This window comes from Pseudoduganella sp. jia 12 (assembly GCF_055502675.1).
This window is the reverse complement of record NZ_JBUXKP010000009.1, coordinates 249,314-272,152: the sequence shown is the minus strand read 5'-3', so window position 1 is coordinate 272,152 and position 22,839 is coordinate 249,314. Positions and strand designations below refer to the sequence as shown.

21 protein-coding genes are annotated in these 22,839 nt (G+C 64.6%); 11 read left to right on the top strand and 10 right to left on the bottom strand.

The window, feature by feature from the left end:
• Positions 1 to 4: 4 nt before the first annotated feature.
• The 6 genes from ligA to ACY65G_RS20870 all read left to right on the top strand — a co-directional run bounded on the left by ligA (position 5) and on the right by ACY65G_RS20870 (position 7,551).
• Positions 5 to 2,347, top strand: a complete 2,343-nt coding sequence (gene ligA, locus ACY65G_RS20895; RefSeq protein WP_464999211.1) for an NAD-dependent DNA ligase LigA — start codon at positions 5 to 7, stop codon at positions 2,345 to 2,347.
• Between the two features lie 118 nt (positions 2,348 to 2,465).
• Positions 2,466 to 3,350 (top strand): UTP--glucose-1-phosphate uridylyltransferase GalU, encoded by an 885-nt coding sequence (gene galU / locus ACY65G_RS20890; protein ID WP_464999210.1) that lies wholly within the window; start codon positions 2,466 to 2,468, stop codon positions 3,348 to 3,350.
• Positions 3,347 to 3,883, top strand: coding sequence for a peptide deformylase (gene def, locus ACY65G_RS20885; protein ID WP_464999209.1), 537 nt, complete (start codon positions 3,347 to 3,349; stop codon positions 3,881 to 3,883). The genes galU and def overlap by 4 nt, the downstream gene beginning before the upstream one ends.
• Before the next feature lie 300 nt (positions 3,884 to 4,183).
• Positions 4,184 to 6,175: an OPT family oligopeptide transporter gene (locus ACY65G_RS20880; RefSeq protein ID WP_464999208.1), complete on the top strand. Its 1,992-nt coding sequence runs from the start codon at positions 4,184 to 4,186 to the stop codon at positions 6,173 to 6,175.
• 49 nt (positions 6,176 to 6,224) lie between these two features.
• Positions 6,225 to 7,055, top strand: a complete 831-nt coding sequence (locus tag ACY65G_RS20875; protein WP_464999207.1) for an aldo/keto reductase — start codon at positions 6,225 to 6,227, stop codon at positions 7,053 to 7,055.
• A 175-nt stretch (positions 7,056 to 7,230) separates the two neighbouring features.
• A complete protein-coding gene (locus tag ACY65G_RS20870) occupies positions 7,231 to 7,551 on the top strand; it encodes a sensor histidine kinase (protein WP_464999271.1) in 321 nt (106 codons plus the stop codon).
• Here the strand turns inward: ACY65G_RS20870 and ACY65G_RS20865 are convergent.
• The 4 genes from ACY65G_RS20865 to map form a co-directional block, all read right to left on the bottom strand.
• On the bottom strand, positions 7,548 to 8,453 hold the full coding sequence (locus tag ACY65G_RS20865) for a flagellar brake protein (protein ID WP_464999206.1): 906 nt from the start codon (positions 8,451 to 8,453) through the stop codon (positions 7,548 to 7,550). The two genes, ACY65G_RS20870 and ACY65G_RS20865, sit on opposite strands and share 4 nt — an antisense overlap.
• Before the next feature lie 99 nt (positions 8,454 to 8,552).
• The gene (locus ACY65G_RS20860) at positions 8,553 to 9,302 is read right to left on the bottom strand and encodes a pseudouridine synthase (protein ID WP_464999205.1); all 750 of its coding nucleotides are present in this window, start codon (positions 9,300 to 9,302) and stop codon (positions 8,553 to 8,555) included.
• Between the two features lie 8 nt (positions 9,303 to 9,310).
• A complete protein-coding gene (locus ACY65G_RS20855; protein WP_464999204.1) occupies positions 9,311 to 11,893 on the bottom strand; it encodes a [protein-PII] uridylyltransferase in 2,583 nt (860 codons plus the stop codon).
• Between the two features lie 4 nt (positions 11,894 to 11,897).
• Positions 11,898 to 12,719: a type I methionyl aminopeptidase gene (gene map / locus ACY65G_RS20850; RefSeq protein ID WP_464999203.1), complete on the bottom strand. Its 822-nt coding sequence runs from the start codon at positions 12,717 to 12,719 to the stop codon at positions 11,898 to 11,900.
• 214 nt (positions 12,720 to 12,933) lie between these two features.
• On the opposite strand from map, the gene ACY65G_RS20845 reads away from it, so the two are divergent.
• Entirely contained in the window at positions 12,934 to 14,541 is a 1,608-nt protein-coding gene (locus ACY65G_RS20845) for a beta propeller repeat protein (RefSeq protein ID WP_464999202.1), read from the top strand.
• A gap of 4 nt (positions 14,542 to 14,545) precedes the next feature.
• On the opposite strand, the gene ACY65G_RS20840 is transcribed toward ACY65G_RS20845, so the two are convergent.
• From ACY65G_RS20840 to ACY65G_RS20815, 6 genes are all read right to left on the bottom strand, one after another.
• The gene (locus ACY65G_RS20840) at positions 14,546 to 15,952 is read right to left on the bottom strand and encodes an extracellular catalytic domain type 1 short-chain-length polyhydroxyalkanoate depolymerase (RefSeq protein WP_464999201.1); all 1,407 of its coding nucleotides are present in this window, start codon (positions 15,950 to 15,952) and stop codon (positions 14,546 to 14,548) included.
• Positions 15,953 to 16,045: 93 nt separating this feature from the next.
• The gene (locus tag ACY65G_RS20835; protein WP_464999200.1) at positions 16,046 to 16,453 is read right to left on the bottom strand and encodes a CopG family transcriptional regulator; all 408 of its coding nucleotides are present in this window, start codon (positions 16,451 to 16,453) and stop codon (positions 16,046 to 16,048) included.
• A 196-nt stretch (positions 16,454 to 16,649) separates the two neighbouring features.
• A complete protein-coding gene (locus ACY65G_RS20830) occupies positions 16,650 to 17,267 on the bottom strand; it encodes a hypothetical protein (RefSeq protein ID WP_464999199.1) in 618 nt (205 codons plus the stop codon).
• Between the two features lie 240 nt (positions 17,268 to 17,507).
• On the bottom strand, positions 17,508 to 17,831 hold the full coding sequence (locus ACY65G_RS20825; protein WP_464999198.1) for a hypothetical protein: 324 nt from the start codon (positions 17,829 to 17,831) through the stop codon (positions 17,508 to 17,510).
• A gap of 243 nt (positions 17,832 to 18,074) precedes the next feature.
• The gene (locus ACY65G_RS20820; RefSeq protein WP_464999197.1) at positions 18,075 to 18,377 is read right to left on the bottom strand and encodes a hypothetical protein; all 303 of its coding nucleotides are present in this window, start codon (positions 18,375 to 18,377) and stop codon (positions 18,075 to 18,077) included.
• 44 nt (positions 18,378 to 18,421) lie between these two features.
• The gene (locus tag ACY65G_RS20815) at positions 18,422 to 18,871 is read right to left on the bottom strand and encodes a glycoside hydrolase family protein (protein WP_464999196.1); all 450 of its coding nucleotides are present in this window, start codon (positions 18,869 to 18,871) and stop codon (positions 18,422 to 18,424) included.
• Between the two features lie 522 nt (positions 18,872 to 19,393).
• On the opposite strand from ACY65G_RS20815, the gene rpsB reads away from it, so the two are divergent.
• From rpsB to frr, 4 genes are all read left to right on the top strand, one after another.
• Positions 19,394 to 20,146, top strand: coding sequence for a 30S ribosomal protein S2 (gene rpsB, locus ACY65G_RS20810; protein WP_130188838.1), 753 nt, complete (start codon positions 19,394 to 19,396; stop codon positions 20,144 to 20,146).
• 153 nt (positions 20,147 to 20,299) lie between these two features.
• On the top strand, positions 20,300 to 21,214 hold the full coding sequence (gene tsf, locus ACY65G_RS20805) for a translation elongation factor Ts (RefSeq protein WP_464999195.1): 915 nt from the start codon (positions 20,300 to 20,302) through the stop codon (positions 21,212 to 21,214).
• A 268-nt stretch (positions 21,215 to 21,482) separates the two neighbouring features.
• On the top strand, positions 21,483 to 22,199 hold the full coding sequence (gene pyrH, locus ACY65G_RS20800; protein WP_464999194.1) for a UMP kinase: 717 nt from the start codon (positions 21,483 to 21,485) through the stop codon (positions 22,197 to 22,199).
• A 33-nt stretch (positions 22,200 to 22,232) separates the two neighbouring features.
• Positions 22,233 to 22,793 (top strand): ribosome recycling factor, encoded by a 561-nt coding sequence (gene frr / locus ACY65G_RS20795; protein ID WP_464999193.1) that lies wholly within the window; start codon positions 22,233 to 22,235, stop codon positions 22,791 to 22,793.
• Positions 22,794 to 22,839: the final 46 nt, after the last annotated feature.

Here is a 22,839-nt window from a genome sequence, read left to right as displayed (position 1 = left end):
CCACATGAGCCAAGAACTCAACAGCCCCGCCGAACGGGCCGCATGGCTGACGGCGGAGCTGAACCGGCACCTGCACGCCTATCACGTGCTCGACGCGCCAACGATTCCCGACGCCGAATACGACAAGCTGTTCGCCGAGCTGCAGCGGCTCGAGCAGGACTACCCGCAACTGGCGCTGCCCGATTCGCCCACGCAGCGCGTCGGCGCGCCGCCGGGCGAGCAGTTCGCGGCCGTCACGCACGCGGTGCCGATGCTGTCGCTGAACAACGGCTTCACGGATGACGATATCGAGAACTTCGACCGCCGCGTGCGCGAGGGCCTCGATGCCCTGCAGGTGGACTATGCGGCCGAGCTGAAATTCGATGGCCTGGCCATCAACCTGCGTTATGAAAACGGCGTGTTCGTGCAGGCCGCCACGCGCGGCGATGGCTACACCGGCGAAGACGTGTCGGCGAACATCCGCACGATTAAGTCGATTCCGCTGCGCCTGCAGGGAAAGGACTTGCCCGAAGTGCTGGACGTGCGCGGCGAGGTGCTGATGTTCAAGGCCGACTTCGCGGCCATGAACGAGCGCCAGCGCGCGGCCGGGCAGAAGGAGTTCGTCAACCCGCGCAATGCCGCCGCGGGCGCGCTGCGCCAGCTCGATTCGCGCATCACGGCACAGCGCAAGCTGCGCTTCTTCGCCTACGGCATCGGTGAACTCGTGGGGGCGGACATGCCGGAAACCCACTCCGGCCTGCTGGACTGGTATGCGGAACTGGGCCTGCCGGTCAACAGCGAACGCGCCGTCGTGCAGGGCAAGGATGGCTTGCTGGCGTTTTACACCCGGGTAGGCAAGGCCCGGCCGGCGATGGCGTACGAGATCGACGGCGTCGTCTACAAGGTCAACCGCGTGGAAGACCAGCGCACGCTGGGCTTCCGCTCGCGCGCGCCGCGCTTCGCGCTGGCCCATAAATTCGCGGCGGAGGAAGCGCTGACCACGGTACAGGCGATCGAGGTGCAGGTGGGCCGCACCGGCGCCATCACGCCCGTGGCGCGCCTGGTGCCCGTGTTCGTCGGCGGCGTGACCGTCACCAACGCCACGCTGCACAACGAGGACGAAGTGCGCCGCAAGGATGTGCGCGTGGGCGACACCGTCATCGTGCGGCGCGCGGGCGACGTGATTCCCGAGGTGCTGGCCGTGGTGCTGGACAAGCGCCCCACGCCCGAGCCCGCGGCCTACGTGCTGCCGGACACGTGCCCCGTGTGCGGCTCGCACGTGGTGCGCGAGGAGGGCGAGGCGGTCGCCCGCTGCTCGGGGGGCCTCACCTGCGCGGCACAGCGCAAGGAAGCGATCCGCCACTTCGCCGGCCGCCGCATGATGGATATCGAAGGCCTGGGCGACCGCTACATCGACAGCCTCGTCGAATGCAACCTCGTGCACGGCGTGGCCGACCTGTACAAGCTCACGCTGGACGACCTGCTGCGCATGAAGCTGGCCGCGGACGAGCGCGACGGCACCACGCCGGAAACCGTCAGGCAGGGCAAGGTCGCCACCAAGTGGGCGGACAACCTGCTGGCCGCGATCGAGGCAAGCAAGCAGCCGCCGCTGGAGCGGCTGCTGTTCGCGCTGGGCATCCGCCACGTGGGCGAATCCACGGGCAAGATCCTGGCCGACTGGCTCGGCAAGTTCGAACTCGTGCGCCGCGCGCCGGCCGCGCTGCTGCGCGTGCTGCCCGACATCGGCGGCACGGTCGCTGAATCGATCGCCGACTTCTTCGCCGAAGAGAAAAACCAGCAGGCCATCGACGCGCTGCTGGCCGCCGGCGTGGCGCCGCGGGGCGAACATGCGCCGAAAGCGCAATTGCGCGAAAAGCTCGACGAAGTCGCCTTGCTGGCCGCGCTCGGGATCCCGAAACTCACCGAGCCGCGCGCCAGGCAGTTGCTGGCCGATGGCATGACGCTGGAAGGACTGGCCTTCCTGAAGGTCTTCAACGTGTTCGGCCTGCCGGCCACGGTGGCCGCGTCGCTGGAGGAGTGGATGGCCGTGCAGGCCAACCGCGACAGGCTGATGGCATTGTCCGCGCTGCGCACCGAACTGCTCGCCCAGTTGCCGGAAACGGCCGCCGCCGAGGAGGGGCCGATGAGCGGCAAGACATTCGTGCTGACCGGCACGCTGCCCACGCTGTCGCGCGATGCCGCCGGCGCACTGATCGAAGCGGCGGGCGGCAAGGTTTCCGGTTCCGTGTCGAAGAAGACATCGTACGTGGTGGCCGGCGCCGACGCCGGCAGCAAGCTCGCGAAAGCCGAGGAACTTGGCGTCACGATCCTGGACGAGGCAGCGCTGCTGTCGCTGCTGGGCAAATAACACACTTCCTGCAATGTCTTGCCCAAAACCGGGGTCAGACCCCAATCCTGGGCAATAGTTTCCACAGATTGGGGTCTGACCCCGGTTCCTGGAAATATCTGAACGAAAGAATAGAAACATGAACCAGATCCGCAAAGCCGTTTTCCCCGTCGCAGGCCTCGGCAGCCGCTTCCTTCCCGCCACCAAGGCGCAGCCGAAGGAGATGCTGCCGATCGTCGACAAGCCGCTGATCCAGTACGCGGTCGAGGAGGCGGTGGCGGCCGGCATCACGGATCTGGTGTTCATCACGGGCCGCAACAAGCGGGCGATCGAGGACCACTTCGACACGGCCTACGAACTCGAGGCCGAACTGGAAGCGGCGCAAAAGCAGCACCTGCTGGACATGGTGCAGAACGTGATTCCAAAGCACGTCAACTGCATCTACATCCGCCAGTCGGCGCCGCTGGGCCTGGGGCATGCGGTGCTGTGCGCCCGCCCCGTCGTCGGCAACGACCCGTTCGCCGTGCTGCTGGCCGATGACTTCATGGATACCCCGGAAGGCGTGCGCCCCGTACTGGCACAGATGACCGAGCGCTATGATTTCGAGCGCGCCAGCCTGCTGGCCGTGCAGGAAGTGCCGCGCGAAAGCACGCGCCAGTACGGCATCGTCAGCGCGTCGCCCTACCGCGACCGGCTCGAACTGGTGTCGGGCATCGTGGAAAAACCCGTGCCGGAAAAGGCGCCGTCCACGCTGGCCGTGGTCGGCCGCTACGTGCTGTCGGCGCGCATCTTCGATTTCCTCGAGCAGGTGGGCAAGGGCGCCGGCGGCGAGATCCAGCTGACCGACGGCATCGCCGCGTTGCTGGCGCATGAGCGTGTACTGGCCTACCGCTACGAAGGGCAGCGCTATGACTGCGGCTCCAAGCTCGGCTACCTGAAGGCCACGCTGGCGATGGGCCTGAAGCACCCGGAAACCGGCGCGGCCTTTGCCGAGTACGTCGCGCAGACGAAGGAAACGCTGTGACGGTTCGCGAGATCCTCAAGATGGGCGACCCGCGCCTGTTGCGGGTGGCCGATCCGGTACGCGATTTCGATACCCCGGCGCTGCACGCACTGATCGCCGACATGTTCGATACCATGCATGCCGCGAACGGCGCCGGCCTCGCCGCGCCGCAGATCGGCGTCAACCTGCAGGTGGTCATCTTCGGCTTCAAGTCGAACGTGCGCTACCCGAATGCGCCGCAGGTGCCGGAAACGGTGCTGATCAACCCGGTGCTGGCGCCGCTGTCGGAAGACAAGGAAGAGGGCTTCGAAGGCTGCCTTTCCGTGCCCGGCCTGCGTGGCAGCGTGCCGCGCTACACGCGGTTGCACTATGAAGGCTTCGACCAGCACGGCAACCCGATCGCGCGCGACGCCGAAGGCTTCCATGCACGCGTGGTGCAGCACGAGGTGGACCACCTGCACGGCATCCTGTATCCCGCGCGGATCGTCGATTTCTCGAAGTTCGGGTTTACCAGCGTGATGTTCCCGGATCTGGATCCGAACGACGACGATTGAGCAGGGGAGATTGGTGTAAAGAGGGAAAGCCGGTGTCCGACACCATTTTCCGGACGAGGCTTTCGGAAAATAGTGTCCGACACCAGAAGCAACACCTGATGCATCCGGCGCCGCGGAGTGTCCGATACCGCTGTTCGCCCGCTGACCACCCTCTCCGGTAAGTACTGCATTTCCATATGCGCCGACGATCATTGGCGCGACAGTAAATCTGTCGTAATATCCCGGCCAGCATTTGGTATCCAGCCAAGCGCCCAACAACAATCCCGGATCACGAATCCGGGGCCCTCGGGAGAAACCAGGATGAGCCAACCCTCTTCGTCCAATCCACTTGAATTTTCGGCGCGGGGGATCATCCTCGGCATCCTGATCACGCTGGTCTTCACGGCCGCGCAAGTCTATCTCGGCCTGAAAGTGGGCCTGACGTTCGCCACGTCGATTCCCGCCGCCGTCATCTCGATGGCGCTGCTGTCCGCCTTCAAGGATGCGACGATCCAGGAAAACAATATCGTGCAGACGATCGCCTCGGCGGCCGGCACGCTGGCGTCCGTGATCTTCGTGCTGCCCGGTCTCCTGATGATCGGCTGGTGGGCGCAGATCCCGTTCTGGCCCGTGTTCGGCGCCTGCGCGGTCGGCGGCATCCTGGGCGTGATGTACACGATTCCGCTGCGCCGCGCGCTCGTATCGCAATCGAAGCTGCCTTACCCGGAAGGCGTGGCCGCGGCCGAGGTGCTGAAGGTGGGCACGCAGTCGCGCGCCGGCGCGCAGGAAGGCAAGGCCGGCCTGAAGGCCGTGGTGCTGGGCACGCTGGCATCGGCGTTCTTCGCCGCGCTGGCCGGCGCCAAGCTGGTCTCCCACGAGGTGGCGTATTACTTCCGCTTCGGCGGCGGCACTGGCGCCACCGGCCTTGGCGCATCGACGTCGCTGGCGCTGGTCGGCGCCGGGCACCTGATGGGCATCACGGTCGGCATCGCCATGCTGGCCGGCCTCGTCATCGCCTGGGGCATCCTGGTGCCGGTGCTGACGGCGGCCACGCCAATGGCCGCCGGCACCTCGATCGCCGACCACGCGCTCGGCGTGTGGAGCACGCAGGTGCGCATGATGGGCGCGGGCACGATCGGTGCCGCGGCGATCGTCACGCTGGCTACCCTGGCCAAGCCCGTGCTGGGCGGCCTGAAGTCGGCGCTCGAAGCATCGCGCGCGGCGAAGCACGGCGGCGCCGAGGTGCCGCGTGTCGAACGCGACATGCCGATCTTCATCGTCGGCCTCGTCACGCTGATCGCGATGGTGCCCGCAGGCTGGCTGCTGTCGTCCTTCCTGGAAGGCGGCGTGCTGGCATCGATCGCCACGCCGCTGGTGGTCGTCGGCATCGGCTATATCCTCGTGGCCGGCCTGCTGGCGGCCGCCGTGTGCGGCTACATGGCGGGCCTGATCGGGTCGTCGAACTCGCCGGTATCCGGCATCGCGATCCTCACGATCCTGGGCGCCGCCACGTCGGTCGGCTTTGTCGGCCGCGAAGTGCTGGGCCCCGATACCGCCCAGGCGCTGATCGCGTTCGCGCTGTTCGTCACCACCGTCGTGCTGGCGGTGGCCGTGATCGGCAATGACAACCTGCAGGACCTGAAGACGGGCCAGCTGGTCGGCGCCACGCCGTGGAAACAGCAGGTGGCACTGATCATCGGCGTGTTCGCCGGCTCCTGCGTGGTGCCGCCCGTGCTCGACCTGCTGAACCAGGCCTACGGCTTTGCCGGCGCGCCGAACCAGAATGCCATCTCGAGCCAGCCGCTGGCGGCGCCGCAAGCCACGCTGATCTCCACGCTGGCGCGCGGCGTGATCGGCGGCGACCTGCCGTGGCACCTCATCGGCTGGGGCGCCGTCATCGGCCTGGTGCTGGTGGCGATCGACTTCGTGCTGAAGAAGTCCAGCCATGGCAAGTACAGCTTGCCGCCGCTGGGCGTGGGCCTGGCCATCTACCTGCCGTCGGCCGTCACCGCGCCCGTCGTTGTCGGCGCAGTCGCCGGCTATTACTTCGAGAAGGCGATGCGGAGCAAGACCTACGGCGAGGCCGCGTCGCGCGTGGGCGTGCTGGTGATGTCCGGCTTCATCGTTGGCGAGAGCCTGTTCAACGTGGCGCTGGCCGCGCTGATCGTGCTGTCCGGCGAAGGCGAGCCGCTGGCGTTCGGTGCCGGTGTCGACGAATCGATCGGCATGGTGATCGCGCTGGCAGTGGCCGCCGCGATCCTCGTCACGCTGTACCGATGGGCCGCCAATTCCGCGCGCAAGATCGAGGCATAGTCGACGTCCTCGCAGACGGCAGGTCGGCGGCATATCCGGAGATGAATCGATGAACCCGATAGCAAGTCACAAACTGGGGCAGGGCACGTGGTACATGGGCGAGGACCCCGGCGCCAGGAACGATGAGGTGCGCGCGCTGCAACTGGGGGTGGACCTCGGCATCACGCTGATCGACACCGCGGAGATGTATGGCGAAGGCGGCGCCGAGAAGGTGGTGGGCGCGGCGATCGCCGGGCGGCGTGACGATGTCACCCTCGTCAGCAAGGTCTATCCGCACAATGCCGGCCGCGCCGACGTGCAACGCGCCTGCGAGCGCAGCCTGGCACGCCTGGGCACCGACCGCATCGACCTGTACCTGCTGCACTGGCGCGGCGGCGTGCCGCTGGCCGAAACGCTGGAGGGGTTTGAAAAGCTGCGGGCGGCCGGCAAGATCGTCGCTTACGGCGTCAGCAATTTCGATACAGCCGACATGCAGGAAGCGGCGCGCGCACCGGGCGGCGACGCGATCGCCGCCAACCAGGTGATGTACAACCTGCGCCGGCGCGGCGTCGAATTCGACCTGCTGCCCTGGTGCCGCCAGCGCGGCGTTCCCCTGATGGCTTACTCGCCGCTGGAGTCCGACCGGCGCGAGCAGCAGCGGCTGTTTGCCGATCCTGCGCTGCGGCAGGTCGCCGACCGTTACGGCGCTACCCCGGCCCAGATCGCGCTGGCATGGCTGTTCGCGCAGCAGGGCGTGACCGCGATCCCGAAAGCCGTGCAGCCCGAGCACGTGCGCGCCAACCGCGCCGCGCTCGATATTGTGCTGACGGCCGACGACCTGGCGGTGCTGGACGCCGCATTCCCGCCACCGGCGCGGAAGGTGCCGCTGGACATCCTGTAAAAACCCGGTGGTAAGGCGGGGCGGGGGGGCATGCCCCTTGCCTGCGTAGCAGAGAGGGCCTGCCAGCCTTTTCTCCTTCCGGACACCGGCTTCTTGGTGCCTGACCGCTGTGGCGGACCGACCGGTTTTCGCATGATGTTGCCGATTTCCTGAGCGGAAAACCGGTGTCCGACACATATCGCTGGTCGACAACCTCGTCGACAATGCGATCAAGTACAGCCCCCGGGGCGGCACCGTGGATGTGCGGCTGTGGCGCGATGGCAGCATGGCCATGCTGACCGTGACGGACGAAGGCCCCGGCATCGCGCCGGCCCTGCGCGAACGCGTGTTCGACCGCTTCTATCGCGACCCGGCGCAGGTGCAGGGCGGCAGCGGCCTGGGACTGGCGATCGCGCTGGCCGTGGTGGCGCGGCACCAGGGGCGGATCGGGCTGGAAGGGAAGGCGCAGGGCAGCGGCTTGCGGGCAAGCGTCACGCTGCCGATACGGGATTGTTAGCGCCGCCCCACGGCCATCTTCTCGATGGCCCTGGAGACAGCCGTCTGCATCTGCGGCGACAGGTTGACGAAGCGGCAGCCGATCTGCACCTGTTCGCCCAGCAGGAAGGAGCGGAAGCGGCGCGACAGCCGCACTTCGAGGTCGCAGATGACGACGGCATCGCCCAGCTCCAGCCGCACGCGCGGCAGCTTGCGGCCGATGTGCATGCCGGGTGCGTCGCGCGGGGCGCAGCGCATGCCGATGCCGCCGGCGGCCACGTCATACAACTGCATCTCGTATGGCGTGCCGAACATCACGAACGATGCCGTGTAGTTGCCGACCACCGGTGTTTCCAGGCGCCTGGCGGCGCGCCGGTTCAGCACCAGGCACAGTTCGGGGAAGGGGACCGGTACGAGCGATGGGGTGCCCGGCACCGGCGCCCACCCGGCCGCGAGGTCGAACTGGAAGCGCGCCGAATCGAGGCGGCTGACGAAGGTGCAGGGGCCTTCCGGCAGCACGACGCCGTCGCCGAGGCGCAGCATGAAGACCGGTGCGGCGGCATCGATCGCATGGATACGCGCCAGGATGGGCGTGCCCGCGCCGTTCGCGTAGACCGTCACGGGTTCGCCACGGTCGTACAGGTTTTGCAGCGCCGCGCGGATATCGGCCGCGTCGGTGATCTCGTGGGGCTGGGATTCCGGCGGAATCGGTTCGACAATATCCGCCGAGCCCAGCCTGCGGCGGCGCGGTGACATCCCGGCGGTGACGAGATCGCCCGCCGCCTCCGTCCGGTGGTAGGCGGTCGCGCCGCCGGATGCGGGCGACAAGGGCGCGTTCAGCCGCAGTTGCGCGCTGAAGCGCCGGACGGTCGGCGATTGCAGCCAGGGCAGGTGATCGCGGAGGTTCTTGGGCAGGAAGGTCATGGCGGGGCTCGGCAGTTTCAGTCTGCAAGGATATCAGCAAACCTTTTGATCGCAGACAACTTTATTGCCGCAGGGCTAGTCCAGGTCCTTGGTTTGTCGCTAAAAGCGCTCATCGGGCGCGAGATAGCGCCACTGGCCGACCGGCAGTTCGCCCAGCTTCACCTTGCCGATGCGCACGCGCTTCAGGCCCACCACCTTCAGGCCCACCATGTCGCACATGCGGCGGATCTGGCGCTTCTTGCCCTCGCGTAGCGTAAACGACAACTGGTCCTCGTTCTGCCAGCGCACCTTGGCCGGCAACAGCGGTTTGCCATCCATCCACAGGCCGTGGTTCAGCTTTTTCAGGTCCGCATCCGGCAATTTCCCCGGTTTCGTGTACTCCACGCGCACCAGGTATTCCTTGTCGATGTCGGTGTCGTGGCCGATCAGGTGCTTCGCCACGCGGCCATCCTGCGTGAGCACGAGCAGGCCCACGGAATCGATATCGAGCCGGCCGGCGGGCACGAGGCTGCGCAGCTGCGTGGGGTGGAACTGCTCGGGCGACGGGTCGTCGGGCCAGCGGTTTTCCGGCTTGATCAGCGCCACGGCGGGCGTGTAGCCATCCTCGGCCTGGCCGCTGACATAGCCCATCGGCTTGTTGATCAGGATCGTTACGCGCTTGCTCTGCTCGGCGGCGGCCTGCCGCTCGACGGTGACTTTCTGGCTCGGGTAGACCTTCGTGCCCAGCTCGGACACGACCTGGCCGTCCACGCGCACCCAGCCCTTGGCAATCCATTCGTCGGCTTCGCGGCGCGAGCACAACCCCAGTTCGGACATGCGTTTCGATAAACGCAGAAGTTCTTCGGACATTGACTAACTCAGACTTTCAAGGCTTCCAGTAAATCGGTTTCCAGCTGCAGCTGCGTGCGCGCGCTCGCCAGCGACTGGCCGTCGACGATGAACACGTCTTCCACGCGCTCGCCCAGCGTCATCACCTTGGCGGTGTGCAGGTTGACGCGGTATTTCGTCAGCACGTTGGCGATCGAGTACAACAGGCCGGTGCGGTCGTTCGCCGTGACCGACAGCAGGTAGTACTGGCCGCGCTCGTCCGAACGCAGGTCCACGGTGGGCTGGATCGGGAACGTGCGCGACAGGCGCGACAACCGGCCGTGCGTTGGCGGCGGCATGGGCGCCTGCTTCTGCAGCAGGTCGCACAGTTCGTGCTCGATCAGGTTGATGATGTCGCGGTAGCTCTTCGCAAAGCTCTGCTCCGTCACCAGGAACGTGTCGAGCGCGTAGCCGTGCTTCGTGGTGTGGATCTTCGCATCCAGGATCGAAAAATTCTTGCGGTCGAAGTAGCCGCAGATGCGCGCGAACAGGTCGGGCTGGTCGCGGATGTAGACGGCGATCTGCAGGCCTTCGCCGATCGGCGCGAGCCGGCATTTCACCACCGGCTTCTGGCTGTCCAGCCGGTCGTACAGCGCGCGCGTCTGCCAGGCGATGTCCGACGCGTCGTGGCGCAGGAAGTAGGCCATGTCGAGCTGCTTCCACAAGGCCTCGTGCGCCGATGGCGGCAGGCCATACAGCCGCAGCGTGGCGAGCGCTTCCTGCTGCCGGTTCTTCAGCTCGCGGTCGGCCGAATGCGGTTCGCCGCCCAGTACCCGCAGGGTCACCCTGTACAGGTCTTCGAGCAGCTTGGCTTTCCAGGCGTTCCACACCTTGGGGCTGGTGCCGCGAATGTCGCACACCGTGAGCAGGTAAAGGCCGGTGAGGTGGCGTTCGTCGCGCACGGCTTTCGCGAACCCCTCGATCACGTCCGGGTCGGACAGATCCTGCTTCTGCGCCACCGTCGACATCAGCAGGTGGTGCTCGACCAGGAATGCCACCAGTTCGGTTTCGTCGGCGCTCATGCCGTGGTCGTGGCAGAACTGCACCGCGTCGGCCACGCCCAGTTTCGAATGGTCGCCGCCACGGCCCTTGGCGATGTCGTGGAACAGCGCGGCCACGTACAGCAGCCAGTGCTGCGGGTAGTTCGCCATCAGCTGGCTGCAATACGGGTATTCGTGCGCATGTTCCGTCATCGTGAAGCGGCGCATGTTGCGCACCACCATCAGGATGTGCTGGTCCACCGTGTACACGTGGAACAGGTCGTGCTGCATCTGCCCCACGATCTTGCGGAAGTTCGGCAGGTAGCGGCCCAGGATCGACAGTTCGTTCATGCGCCGCAGCGCATGGATGATGCCGGACGGCGCCTGCAGGATGCGCAGGAAGTAGGCGCGGTTGACGGGATCGGCGCGGAAAGCGGCGTCGATCTCGAAGCGCTCGTGCCACAGCGCGCGCGTGGCGCGGGCGGTGATGCCTTTCAGCGCGGGGCGCTCGGTCATCAGCACGAACACTTCGAGGATCGCCGATGGCGTGCGTGAGAACACGTCGTCGCTGGCGATGTCGATGAAGCCGTTCACTTCGTTGAAGCGCTCGTTGATCGGGTGGGTGTCGCACCCTTGCGGGAACAGCATCGCCTCGATGTTCTGCAGCATGATCGTGTTCAGCTGCACCACGGCCTTGGCGGCCCAGTAGTAGCGCTGCATCAGGTATTCGCTGGCGCGGCGCATGTGCACGCCGTTGCCGGTGGTTTGCAGGCCCAGGCTTTCGGCGATCGCGGTCTGCACGTCGAACACGAGGCGGTCCTCGCGGCGGCCGGCGTGCAGGTGCAGGCGCACACGGATATCCTTGAACGCGCGCTCCTTTTCCATCAGCTGGCGCGCCTCGGTCTGCGTGATCAGGCCGCGCGTGGCCAGCGTGCGCCACGAACTGGCGAGGCCCGCCGCCTTGGCCATCCACAGGATCACCTGCAGGTCGCGCAGGCCGCCGGGGCTTTCCTTGCAGTTCGGTTCGAGCGAGAACGCCGTGTCCTCATACTTGGCGTGGCGCTGGCGCATTTCGGCCGTTTTCGCGTGGAAGAATGCCTGCGGGTCCATCGCCGCGTCGTACGCGCTTTCCAGGCGTGCGAACAGTTCGGCGTCGCCCGTCACGAGCCGCGCTTCCAGCAGGCTCGTTTGCACCGTGATGTCCGCCTCGGATTCGGCCAGGCATTCCTCCACCGTGCGGATCGCCGAGCCGATCTCCAGGCCCAGGTCCCACAACAGCTGCACCAGCTCCTCGAGGCGGCGCCGCGTATCCTCGTCCGGCGGCTGGTGCAGCAGGATCAGCACGTCCACGTCGGAATAGGGGAACAGCTCGCCGCGGCCATAGCCGCCCACGGCCACGAGCGCCGTTTGCGCGGGCAGCTCCGCGGCCTGCCACGCCTGCGTCAGCACTTCGTCGACGCTCTGGCGCAGGCTGCGCAGCAGCTTTTCCGGCTTGCCATCCTCGCGGAAGGTGGCGATCACCACCTGCCGGTCGGACTTCAGCCTTGCCTTGAGCTGGTCGCGCAGTTCCTTTTGCATCGCGTGGGCCAGCATGGCGTCAGGTCGCGGCCTTGGATGGCGCGATGAAGGCGGGCGGCGGCGGCGAGCCGGCGGACAACGTGAGCACCTCGTAGCCGGTCTCGGTCACCAGCACCATGTGTTCCCACTGGGCCGACAGGCTGCGGTCCTTGGTCTTGATCGTCCAGCCGTCGCCCATTTCGCGGATTTCGCGGCGGCCGGCGTTGATCATCGGCTCGATCGTGAAGATCATGCCCGGCTTGAGCTCTTCGCCGGTGCCCGGCTTGCCGTAGTGGAGCACCTGCGGCTCTTCATGGAAGATCTTGCCGATACCGTGGCCGCAGAACTCGCGCACCACGCTGTAGCCGGCCTTTTCGGCATGCTGCTGGATCGCGTGGCCGATGTCGCCGAAATGGCCGCCGGGACGCACCTGGGCGATGCCGAGCCACATGCATTCATAGGTGATCTCGGTCAGGCGCTTGGCGAGAATGGTCGGCGGGCCGATGTAGAACATGCGGCTGTTGTCGCCGTGGTAGCCATCCTTCGTGATGATCGTGATATCCAGGTTCACCACGTCGCCGTTCTTGAGCACCTTGTCGCCGGGGATGCCATGGCAGATCACGTCGTTGACCGACGTGCAGATCGCCTTCGGATACGGCGGATAGCCGGGCGGCGCATAGTTCAGCGGCGCCGGCACCGTGCCTTGCACATTCGTCATGTATTCGTGGCACAGGCGGTCCAGCTCGCCGGTGGTGACACCGGGCTTGACGAACGGCGTGATGTAGTCGAGGACTTCGGCACCGAGGCGGCCGGCAAGGCGCATGCCTTCAATGTCTTCGGGGGTCTTGATCGTGATGGCCATGTGTATGTGTGTTGTTGCAGTGTGGGCTGCCGTGTGCGGCTGCCGCGATAAACGGAGATTATAAACGACGGCAAGGGCGAGGCGAGGCTGCCTCATGCGCTGAATGTCGGTGTGCAGGCGCGCGCTTCGCGTCGGGACCCGCATGACCGGTGAAAAAGTCCGTTCGGCCTTTCAAGTTTGATATGATAGTTGCTTTTTGATACTAAAGCTGTTTATGAATCAATTTTTTTCCGTTAATGTCGGCAACTTGCTGGCAACGATCGCCATCGCCATCGGCGCTTCAGGCTGTACCACGATGGTCAGCGATCCCCTGAAGTCCCCGCCTGTTGCGGGAGAAAGCCCGGTGGTGGTGAGCATCACGAGCAATACGGGCCAGATCAGGGGCTTCGATACGATCTATCTCACTGCCTACGCGCCGTCGACCGTGCCGGGCACGCCGTCCAAGCCCTCGATGAACACTTTCATCATGAGCCGGGTCGCGCCGGGCATGGCACGGGATACGGCGCTGTTTGTCGGAAAACTGCCGGCCGGCGAGTATGAGATTCACCAGCTGGCTGACGTGCGGAGCAACAAGTCGCTGCGCGTTTCGGGGAATTCGAACGGGCGTCTCGGCATGCTGACGGTGTCGGGCGATGTGCCGGTGGACCTGGGGCGGATGATCATCACGCCGCTGAACGACCGGGTCCTGTATGGCCGCAGCGAGCGCGTGACGTCGAACCGGGAACTGCTGACACGTTTTTCGCCGGACTATGCCCGCCTGTTCACTGGCCAGGTCAAAGCAGGATGGAACACGCCACGGTCGGCAGATGACGAGGTGGAGCGCTATGCGCTGTCCCGCCCCGTGGGCGCCGACTGCGTGACCGAGCTTGACGACGGTCGCGTCGCAGCGGCCAGTCGGCTCAACACGGTGCTGATGCGGGAGAAGGATGGCCGCTGGCACGCGGCCCGTGGGCCGGGGATCGAATCGCTGCTGTGCGTATTGCCGGTCCGCTTGCCTGACGCCGACCTGCTGGCGGTGGGCGAATTCGGCGCATTGCTGAAACATGTGCCGGGTGCGAAGACGCTGACGCCGGTAAACACGGGCAACCTGCCGCCGGGGAACCTGGTGCGCATCGCAGGTAATGCCGCCGACGGGTGGTACGTGGCGCATCAAAGCGGCGACGAGATCACGTTGTTCCATTCCACGCGCCTGGAACAGGGCGACTGGAAGCCGGTGAAACGCGAGAGCGTGAAGGCGAGCTTGTGGAGCGGTGCCACGCAGTTCTTCATGTGGACCACGCAGAACGGTTTCGCGTACAGCCTGACGACCGGGCCAATGCAGTTCTTCGATTTCAAGACGGGACAATGGACCGAGCGCGCGCTGCCTGAAAACCGCAGGCTGACGGACATGCGCATCGGCGCCAACAATCTCCTGAGCGTGCTGACCGGTGTCAGCGGCGGCTTTGGCGGCGTGTTCGGCAAGGTGCACGTGTCGAACGACGAAGCGCGCACCTGGACCGAGATCGAGGGACCCTACAAGGTGAAGATCGCGCCGGTCGTGCAACTCGCGGACGGCACGATGCTGCTGTATGGCGGCGCACTGACCAAGGCCGAACTGCAGGCCAGCCGGGACGGCGGCAAGACCTGGGCCCACCATGCCGACTACGAGCATGGCCGGATCATGGTGCCGCTGAAGTCCGGCACTGTCATCGACATGGACCTGGGCCAGTTCGGCGTGTTCGACATTGGCGTGTCGCTCGATGGCGCACGCACATGGCAAACCGGATACAGCACGTTCGATCGCACGTTCTACGATATGCAGCGCGCGAAGGCGGCGAAGTAAGCGGCTAGCCGGCCCGGGTGCGCGTGGTGGCCACCGATTCGAAGAACCGCACCATCTCCCGGCTCGCATCCGGCCCGGTCGGATCCGTGTAGCTCCCGCTGGCGCTGCCGCCGGCCCACGCGTGGCCCGCGCCGTGCAGTTGCCAATGCTCGGCCAGCACGCGACCGTCCTTGCCCTTGTGGACGGTGCGCGTGTATTTGCGCCCGCCGGTGGCCTTGGCCGATGCCACTTCCGGCGTGCCCGCTTCGTGCGCCACCAGGCCGTGCTGCAGCACATCGCTGCCGTTTTTCTGGTTCACGGTGTGGTCCTTGTCGCCATGGAACACGATCACCGGCGGGCTCGCGACAGGTCGCGCATGGCCCTTGGCCCCTTGCTGCATGGCCTGCAATGCCGAGGGCAGGTCGCTGGCGCTGCCGATGGGCAGGCCGGAATGAACGCCGACCGCATTGAACAGTTCAGGGTACAGCGCGCCCACCACGATCGCCATCGCGCCGCCGGCCGACAGCCCGGCGATGCTGACTCGCGCCGGATCGACCGCGAAATCGGCCATCACCTGGCGAGCGATGCCGGCGATGATCGCCGGTTCGCCCCGGTCGCGCTGCTGGTCGGCCGCGCTGAACCAGTTCCAGCATTTCGAACTGTTGGCCTGCTGCGTTTGCCCGGGGTAGGCGACGAGGCAGCCGGTGTCTTCCGCCACCTGGTTCATCCGCGTGCCGGCGGCGAAATCGTCCGGATCCTGCGTGCAGCCGTGCAGCATCACCACCAGCGGCACCGGCTGGCCCGCCTTGTAGGTGCTCGGCACATACAGCTTGTAGCCGCGCGTGCCTGCGCTGCATGTAAAACTGGCGCTGTCGAAGCGGGCGCCGTCCGGCAGCGGGGGAGGGGGCGGGCGCTTGCGGGCGCCGGGCAGCTTGCCGTTTTTCAGTGCTTCGGGCAGGCCGTCGAGCAGGCCCTCGGGCAATCCGCCCTGGAAGCCGCCCTTGAACTTTTCCTTGAAGCTGTCGGCGAGGCCTTCCGGCAGCGTGATGCCGGACTTCGCCAGCATGTCGGCAAGGCCGGACATGGCATTGCCTGCATGCGGCGTCTCGCTCTGCTTTTCTTCCGGCGCGGCGTGCGGCTGCTGCTTGGGCTTAGTTGCGCTTTTGCGCGCACGGAAAGCGGGGCGTGCCGGCGCTTTTTCCGGTGGCGCATTCAAGTCTTTCATCGTGGCGCCGGCGCCGGCGCCGGGCGTCGTGCCAGAGGTGCCAGCGCCCGGCGCTGTGTGGATGCCGCTGTCGGTGGCATCCGTTTCCGGCGCGGCGTCGCCGGCCAGGGCGCGCTGGATCGCGGCGGTGGCGGCCATCGGGCCGTCCTTCATCAGGTCTTGCGTGGCTGCCTGCAGGCGGGCCATCAGTGCGGAATCGAATTTCATATCGTGCCTTCCATGGGGTGAGGCGTGGATGAGTGGTGCATAAGTGGTGCATAACGGCAGCGATGCTGCCGGAGAGTTCTGGATGGATGCCGGTCAGCTGATGCGCCCCGCCAGCGCCGCCTTGACGGCCGGGCTGGCATGCAGCGCGCCCAGCACCGTGATCGAGCCGATCGTCGCCACCGCCAGCTCGGGCGTGACATCCGGTGCGATCGTCGCCAGCCCGAGCACGCGGATGTTGAGCATCTCGCCGGCGGTGCGGGCCGCTTCCAGGTCGGCGCTGGAAAACTGCTGCAAACCCAGCACGAACTGGTTGCGCTCGACCGTCTGCTTCACCACGTCCGCATGCTGGTTCAACTGGTTGCGGATCGCGGTGCGAATCAGGTCGGTGCGGTTGGCATAGAAACCCTGCTGCACGAGCAGGTCGATCTGGCCCAGGTCCACGGGGAACAGGTTGATCGTGATCTTTTCGGAATCGGCGGGGCGCAGCTTCAGGTCGGGCATGGTGTTTCCTTTATAACCTTCCATTTGCCATCCAAGTGGATGGTATATGGATGATTCTAGACCTATTTCAAGCCTCGGTGACGATTTATTTGTGCAGTGCGGCATGTGGCTGTGAGCTGCCCGGACCGAAGCCGGACAAGACGTGTACTGTCCGGCCAGTCGCCCCGAAGCCTCGTTTCGCCATCCTGGTGCGTCGTCAGAACAGTTCGTTGACAGCCGAGGCGCCTCGCGTCTTGATCCGGGCTTTGCGACGGGGAGGCTTTGCCTTGGCAGCTTTCGGGGCAATCCCGGGTTGTCGAACCGTGGCGGTTTTCACGATCCCGCCGGCTTTCTGGATCCTGACAGGCGCTGTCTTGTTCACGGGTTGTTTCGTGAATGGCAGGGCTTTTGCCGGTCGTGGACGTTCCGGCTGGATGCGCACGGCATCGAACATCGCGCCGCCCCACAGCAGCACCAGCTGGCCCGGATTGCGGATATAGACATCCGTGCAGCCCAGTTCGACCATGGTGGCGGGGTTCGGCAGCCGCAGGCGTTCGGCGGTCGAATGCAGCTTTTCCCGCATGTGGGGTTCCGGTATCACCCGCTCCGCCCAGAATTCCGGTGGCGAGCACAGCTCTTCGTCCACCTGCACGGCGGTGTCGCTGATCGTCAGGGTCTTGCCCAGCAGTGTTTTTGCTTCCGCCTCATCGAGCGATGCGATCGACGCCAGGTCGAGGACGGCAACCAGTTTCCATTTGCCGATGACGCTGCGGTCGCGGAATTCTTCGCGGGCGCTTGCGTCGGTTGCGAGTAAAAAGAGAAGGGCGGCCGCCAAGGCGGCTAGACGGATGGGTGCCCGCGATCGGGAAGACGGCGCCGGGGGTGTCGTTTCGATTGCCATAATTGCCTCAGGGGATTGGTCCTGATGAGCAACATAGCGAATTGCGCGATGTGCATATTGCGGTGCGACAACGATTCTGGCAGAGCCGTCAGGCCATGCTTATCGAAGCATTGCCGCATGCGTGCCGCCGGCCGGCGGCGCGATCGAATGCGGGGCGTGTTTAAAGATCGGCGCCTACGAATTGCGCTGGGCTTGCTGCAAGTCGTCTTCGCTGGTCATGTAACCTTCGTCCGCCGCGAGCTGCGCATCGGGCGGCAGTTTCTCGTGCGCCCGCGCCCGGTCCAGCAGCACGTGCACGGTTTCGATCTTGTGGCGGATGGCGTCGGCCAGCGATACCAGCGTCAATTTCTCCGGCAGCATCAGTTCGCATGCCAATGCTGCCCGCGCGGCCGGATGGCCCGGGTCGATTTCGCCTTGCGCGCCGGACTCATCGCGTTCGATCAGCTGCAGCGCGTTGCGCAGGCCCTGTTCCAGTTCTTCCAGTCGTTTTGATTCCATGGTGGTGTGTCCTCGTGACTCGGTCGTGTTCTCAAGCATACGCCGGCATGCTGTGTGGCGACGCCCGATACCGGCGATGGCGGCAGCCACGCCCGGCTCGAACAGGTATCCCTTGCCCAATGGATTATTCAGGCAAGGGGCATCGTTAGCGCTTGAGCCGGATGGCGTCGAAATAAACGCCTCGCCAGGCCAGAACGGCGCGGTTGGGTGTCTTCAAATACAAGTAGGCACAACTGAGCTCGACTACTTCGACGGGGTCCGGCAGGCCGAGAGTGGTGTCATGCACGCGAGCATTGTCGCGCAGTTCGCGATCCCTCCCGACCCGCTCACTGCGAAATGTCGACTGCCCACATTTCTATTGTCGAGCTGGACGCTGTCCTTTTCGATCGTAAGGATCTTCCCGACCAGGAGCCCCGCTTCGTTCTCATCAAGAGCAGTGATGTCGGCATAGTCCAATACCGAAGCCAACTGCCAGCGACCGAGTACGCTGCGATCGATGCGCTCTTCCGCAAATACAGGGGCCGTTGTGAAAATGAGAGCCATCAAGGCTGCTCCAGGCAAGCGAAAACGCGGTGAGTGCAAAACCCGGTTCATTTCACCTCCCTGGTTGCCGTGGGCTTCGTACGGAACGGAGCGCTTTCTTCAGCGCGTCGCTTGATCAGCCCGGGTGCGGTTACCAAGACTCGCTTGCCATTTTTCTTTATTGCTACCTTGGTCATGCGACTACTATTCGCCGCTGCCTCATCAAAGTCTGAACTGTTCACGAGAGCATAGGTATCGCGAACGTTCCGGATGCCTACGTTATATGTCAGGCTCACGAGCGCATCGAACTGGTCCTGGTCCAGGCCGACCTTGGATATCCCCCGCTTTACGTAGCCTTCTGCCTCGGCAACGCGGTGATCGAACTCCTTGTTGACTTCTCCCATGCTGACCTTGCGTTCCAGTTCCTCGGCATTGCACACGCCATAGTGAGCAAGAATGCCTGCTCCCCAGGTGCAGTTTCCTTTATTGCGTCCCGTGTCGTTGTAATAGTGAAGCACGACTTTTTCTCCTGCTCGCATTCTTGTACGGGCGGCAGGACTCATTTTCATACCGGCACTTGGGGACGGTACGGTGGCTTGGCTGTCATGTTGGTCGCTCCTTTAAATGGACTACCTGCGAAGCCAAGGCCAACATGAGCTTCAATTGTTGACTGGCTGCAATGATTTGGCTCGCTGCCGTTGAGGCTGGGCCAAGGGACGTGAAACGAGTCCGTTATGCATGCGTGCGACCATGCAATTCCGCACAGCGACTGCAAGCGGATATTGTGGAGTTCCTGGTAGCAGGGTTCAGCGTCTACGTGAGCACTATTGATAACGGCATCGCGTTGGTTTCAAACACGGCTTGCCGAAGATCAGGAACATCGTTTGATTGTTTCCTTGTATTCCGCTAAAATGCCGGGTTGCTCGAACTTGTTTCAAGCAATGTTGTAAATATCCTACTTTTAATAAACTCGAACCCGCTCTGCAAGGGTGCCCGCAAGGGTGACTGAGCTGGTTCCAGACCCAACCCTGGAGTAAAAAATGTCTGTAACGATGCGTGAAATGCTGGAAGCCGGCGTCCACTTCGGTCACCAAACCCGATTCTGGAACCCAAAGATGGCTCCGTTCATCTTCGGCCACCGCAACAAGATTCACATCATCAACCTGGAAAAGACCATGGAGCTGTACCAGGAGGCGATGAAGACTGTTCGCCAACTGTCCGCCAACCGTGGCACCATCCTGATGGTGGGCACCAAGCGCCAGGCGCGTGACATCGTCGCCGCTGAAGCCCAGCGCGCAGGTGTTCCTTACGTCGACCAGCGCTGGCTGGGCGGCATGCTGACCAACTTCAAGACCATCAAGACGTCGATCAAGCGCCTGAAGGACATGGAAGCGCAAGTCGCTGACGGTTCCGTGGAAAAGCTGACCAAGAAAGACGCGCTGCTGTTCAGCCGCGAAATGGAAAAGCTGCAGAAGTCCATCGGCGGCATCAAGGATATGGGCGGCGTGCCTGACGCGATCTTCGTGATCGACGTTGGCTACCACAAAGGCGCGATCACCGAAGCCCAGAAGCTGGGTATCCCGGTCATCGGCATCGTCGATACCAACCACTCGCCAGCCGGCGTGACCCACGTAATCCCGGGTAACGACGACTCGTCCAAGGCAATCAGCCTGTACGCCCGCGGCGTGGCAGATGCGATCCTGGAAGGCCGTGCCAACGCGTCGACCGAAGTGCTGGAGTCGATCAAGACGGCCGAAGGCGACGAGTTCGTGGAAGTGAACGAACAGGCTTGATGCCAGTGTCCGCCTCCGGCGGACATCAGCTTTACATAAAAGGCTGTTAAAAAGGGGTGGCTTCCGGCTCCCCTTTTTTTTAACAATGTGCCCGATGAGCAGGCTGCCACAAGGCGCCGCCGGGGCACCCCCACCGAATACAGGAGAAAACATATGGCAGCGATTACCGCAGCAATGGTCGGCGAACTGCGCGCTAAGACCGACGCACCGATGATGGAATGCAAGAAGGCCCTGACCGAAGCGGCCGGCGACATGGACAAGGCTGAAGAGATCCTGCGCGTCAAGCTGGGCGGCAAGGCTGCCAAGGCTTCCGCGCGCGTGACCGCCGAAGGCGTCGTCGCGGCATTCATCTCGGGCAACGTGGGCGCCCTGGTCGAAGTGAACTCCGAAACCGACTTCGTCGCGAAGAACGACGATTTCCTGTCGCTGGCGAACACCGCCGCGCGCCTGGCCGCCGAAAAGAACCCGGCCGACGTGGCTGCCCTGCTGGCGCTGCCGACCGAATCCGGCCAGACGCTGGAAGAAGTGCGCTCCGCCCTGGTAGGCAAGATCGGCGAAAACATGTCGATCCGCCGCTTCCAGCGCTTTGAAACGACCGGCAAGCTGGCTTCGTACCTGCACGGCACGAAGATCGGCGTGATCGTCGAATTCGAAGGCGCGGACGACCAGGTGGGCAAGGACGTGGCCATGCACATCGCCGCAATGAAGCCGGTGTCGCTGTCCGCCGACCAGGTGCCTGCCGAAATGATCGAGAAAGAGCGTTCGGTTGCCCAGGCCAAGGCCGACGAAGATGCAGCCCAGGCTGCCGCAGCCGGCAAGCCGGCCCAGTCGCCGGAAATCGTGGCCAAGCGCCTCGAAGGTTCGGTGCAGAAGTACCTGAAGGAAGTGTCGCTGCTGAACCAGGCATTCGTGAAGAACGACAAGCAGTCGGTCGAGCAGATGCTGAAGGCCGCCAACGCGTCCGTGAAAGGCTTCACCATGTACGTGGTGGGCGAAGGCATTGAAAAGAAAGTAGACGATTTCGCCGCAGAAGTGGCAGCCCAGATGGCTGCTTCCAAGGGAGCGTAATCATCGAACGGGCCGCAAGGCCCGTTTTTTTAGAGCCGCTGGCACAGGCCGCATGGCTGCGTTGCATTCGTCTCGCCGTACTGAAGTACTGTCTTCGACGATGCGCCTTGCCCTGCAGCCCGTGCCAGCGGCTCTCGGCAATATCGAACATCTCTGCCAACCGTCCCGCGTGGCGACACGGTTGGAGCATTACCCCGGCATGCATGGCTTTGCAGCTATCATTGCGGCCGGAATGTCACTGAATACATTTACTTAGGAGCCCAAGCTCATGTCAAAACCAGCCTACAAGCGCGTCCTCCTCAAATTGTCCGGTGAGGCCCTGATGGGCGATGACCCTTATGGCATCAACCGCGCAACGATCGAGCGCATGGTCGCCGACGTGGCCGAGGTCGCGAAACTGGGCGTGGAACTGGCAGTCGTGATCGGCGGCGGCAACATCTTCCGTGGCGTGGCACCAGGCGCCCAGGGCATGGACCGTGCCACCGCCGACTACATGGGCATGCTGGCCACCGTCATGAACGCGCTGGCCCTGGCCGACGCGATGCGCCACGTGGGTGTCGTCGCGCGCGTGATGTCGGCGATCGGCATCGAGCAGGTCGTCGAACCGTATGTGCGCCCGAAAGCGCTGCAGTACCTGGAAGAAGGCAAGGTCGTGATCTTCGCCGCCGGCACCGGCAACCCGTTCTTCACCACCGACACCGCCGCCGCGCTGCGCGGTTCGGAAATGTCGGCCGAGATCGTGCTGAAGGCCACCAAGGTCGACGGCGTCTACAGTGCCGACCCGAAGAAGGACCCGAACGCCACGCTGTACGACACCATCAGCTTCGACGACGCGATCGCCCGCCAGCTGCAGGTGATGGACGCTACCGCGTTCGCGCTGTGCCGCGACCAGAAGCTGCCGATCAAAGTCTTCTCCATCACCAAGCCAGGCGCTATGATGCGCGTGATCATGGGCGAGGCAGAAGGTACGCTCGTTCACGTCTGATATACGAAACCCCCAGAACAACAGGAGAGCAGCATGTCTACCGCTGACATCAAGAAGAACGCCCAGGACAAAATGGCGAAATCGCTGGATACGCTGAAGGCCGACCTGGCCAAGGTGCGTACCGGCCGTGCCCACGTCGGCATCCTCGACCACGTAATGGTCGATTACTACGGCAACCCCACGGCGATCAACCAGGTGGCCAACCTGACGCTGATCGACGCCCGCACGATCGGCGTGACGCCGTTCGAAAAGAAGATGGGTGCCGCGATCGAAAAGGCCATCCGCGACGCGGACCTGGGCCTGAACCCGGCCACCCAGGGCGACACGATCCGTGTGCCGACCCCGCCGCTGACCGAAGAGCGCCGCAAGGAAATGGTCAAGCTGTGCAAGGGCGAAGCCGAGGATGCCAAGATCGCCGTGCGCAACATCCGCCGCGATGCCAACGAGCAGCTGAAGAAGCTCACGAAGGACAAGGCGATCTCGGAAGACGACGAGCGCCGCGCCTCCGACGACGTGCAGAAGCTGACCGACAAGGCGATTGCCGACATCGACAAGATTGTCGCCGAGAAAGAGAAGGAAGTCTTGACGGTTTAAGGCTTCCGCCGTGGCCGCTGCCGGAGGTCGCGGACGGCAGCCGCGC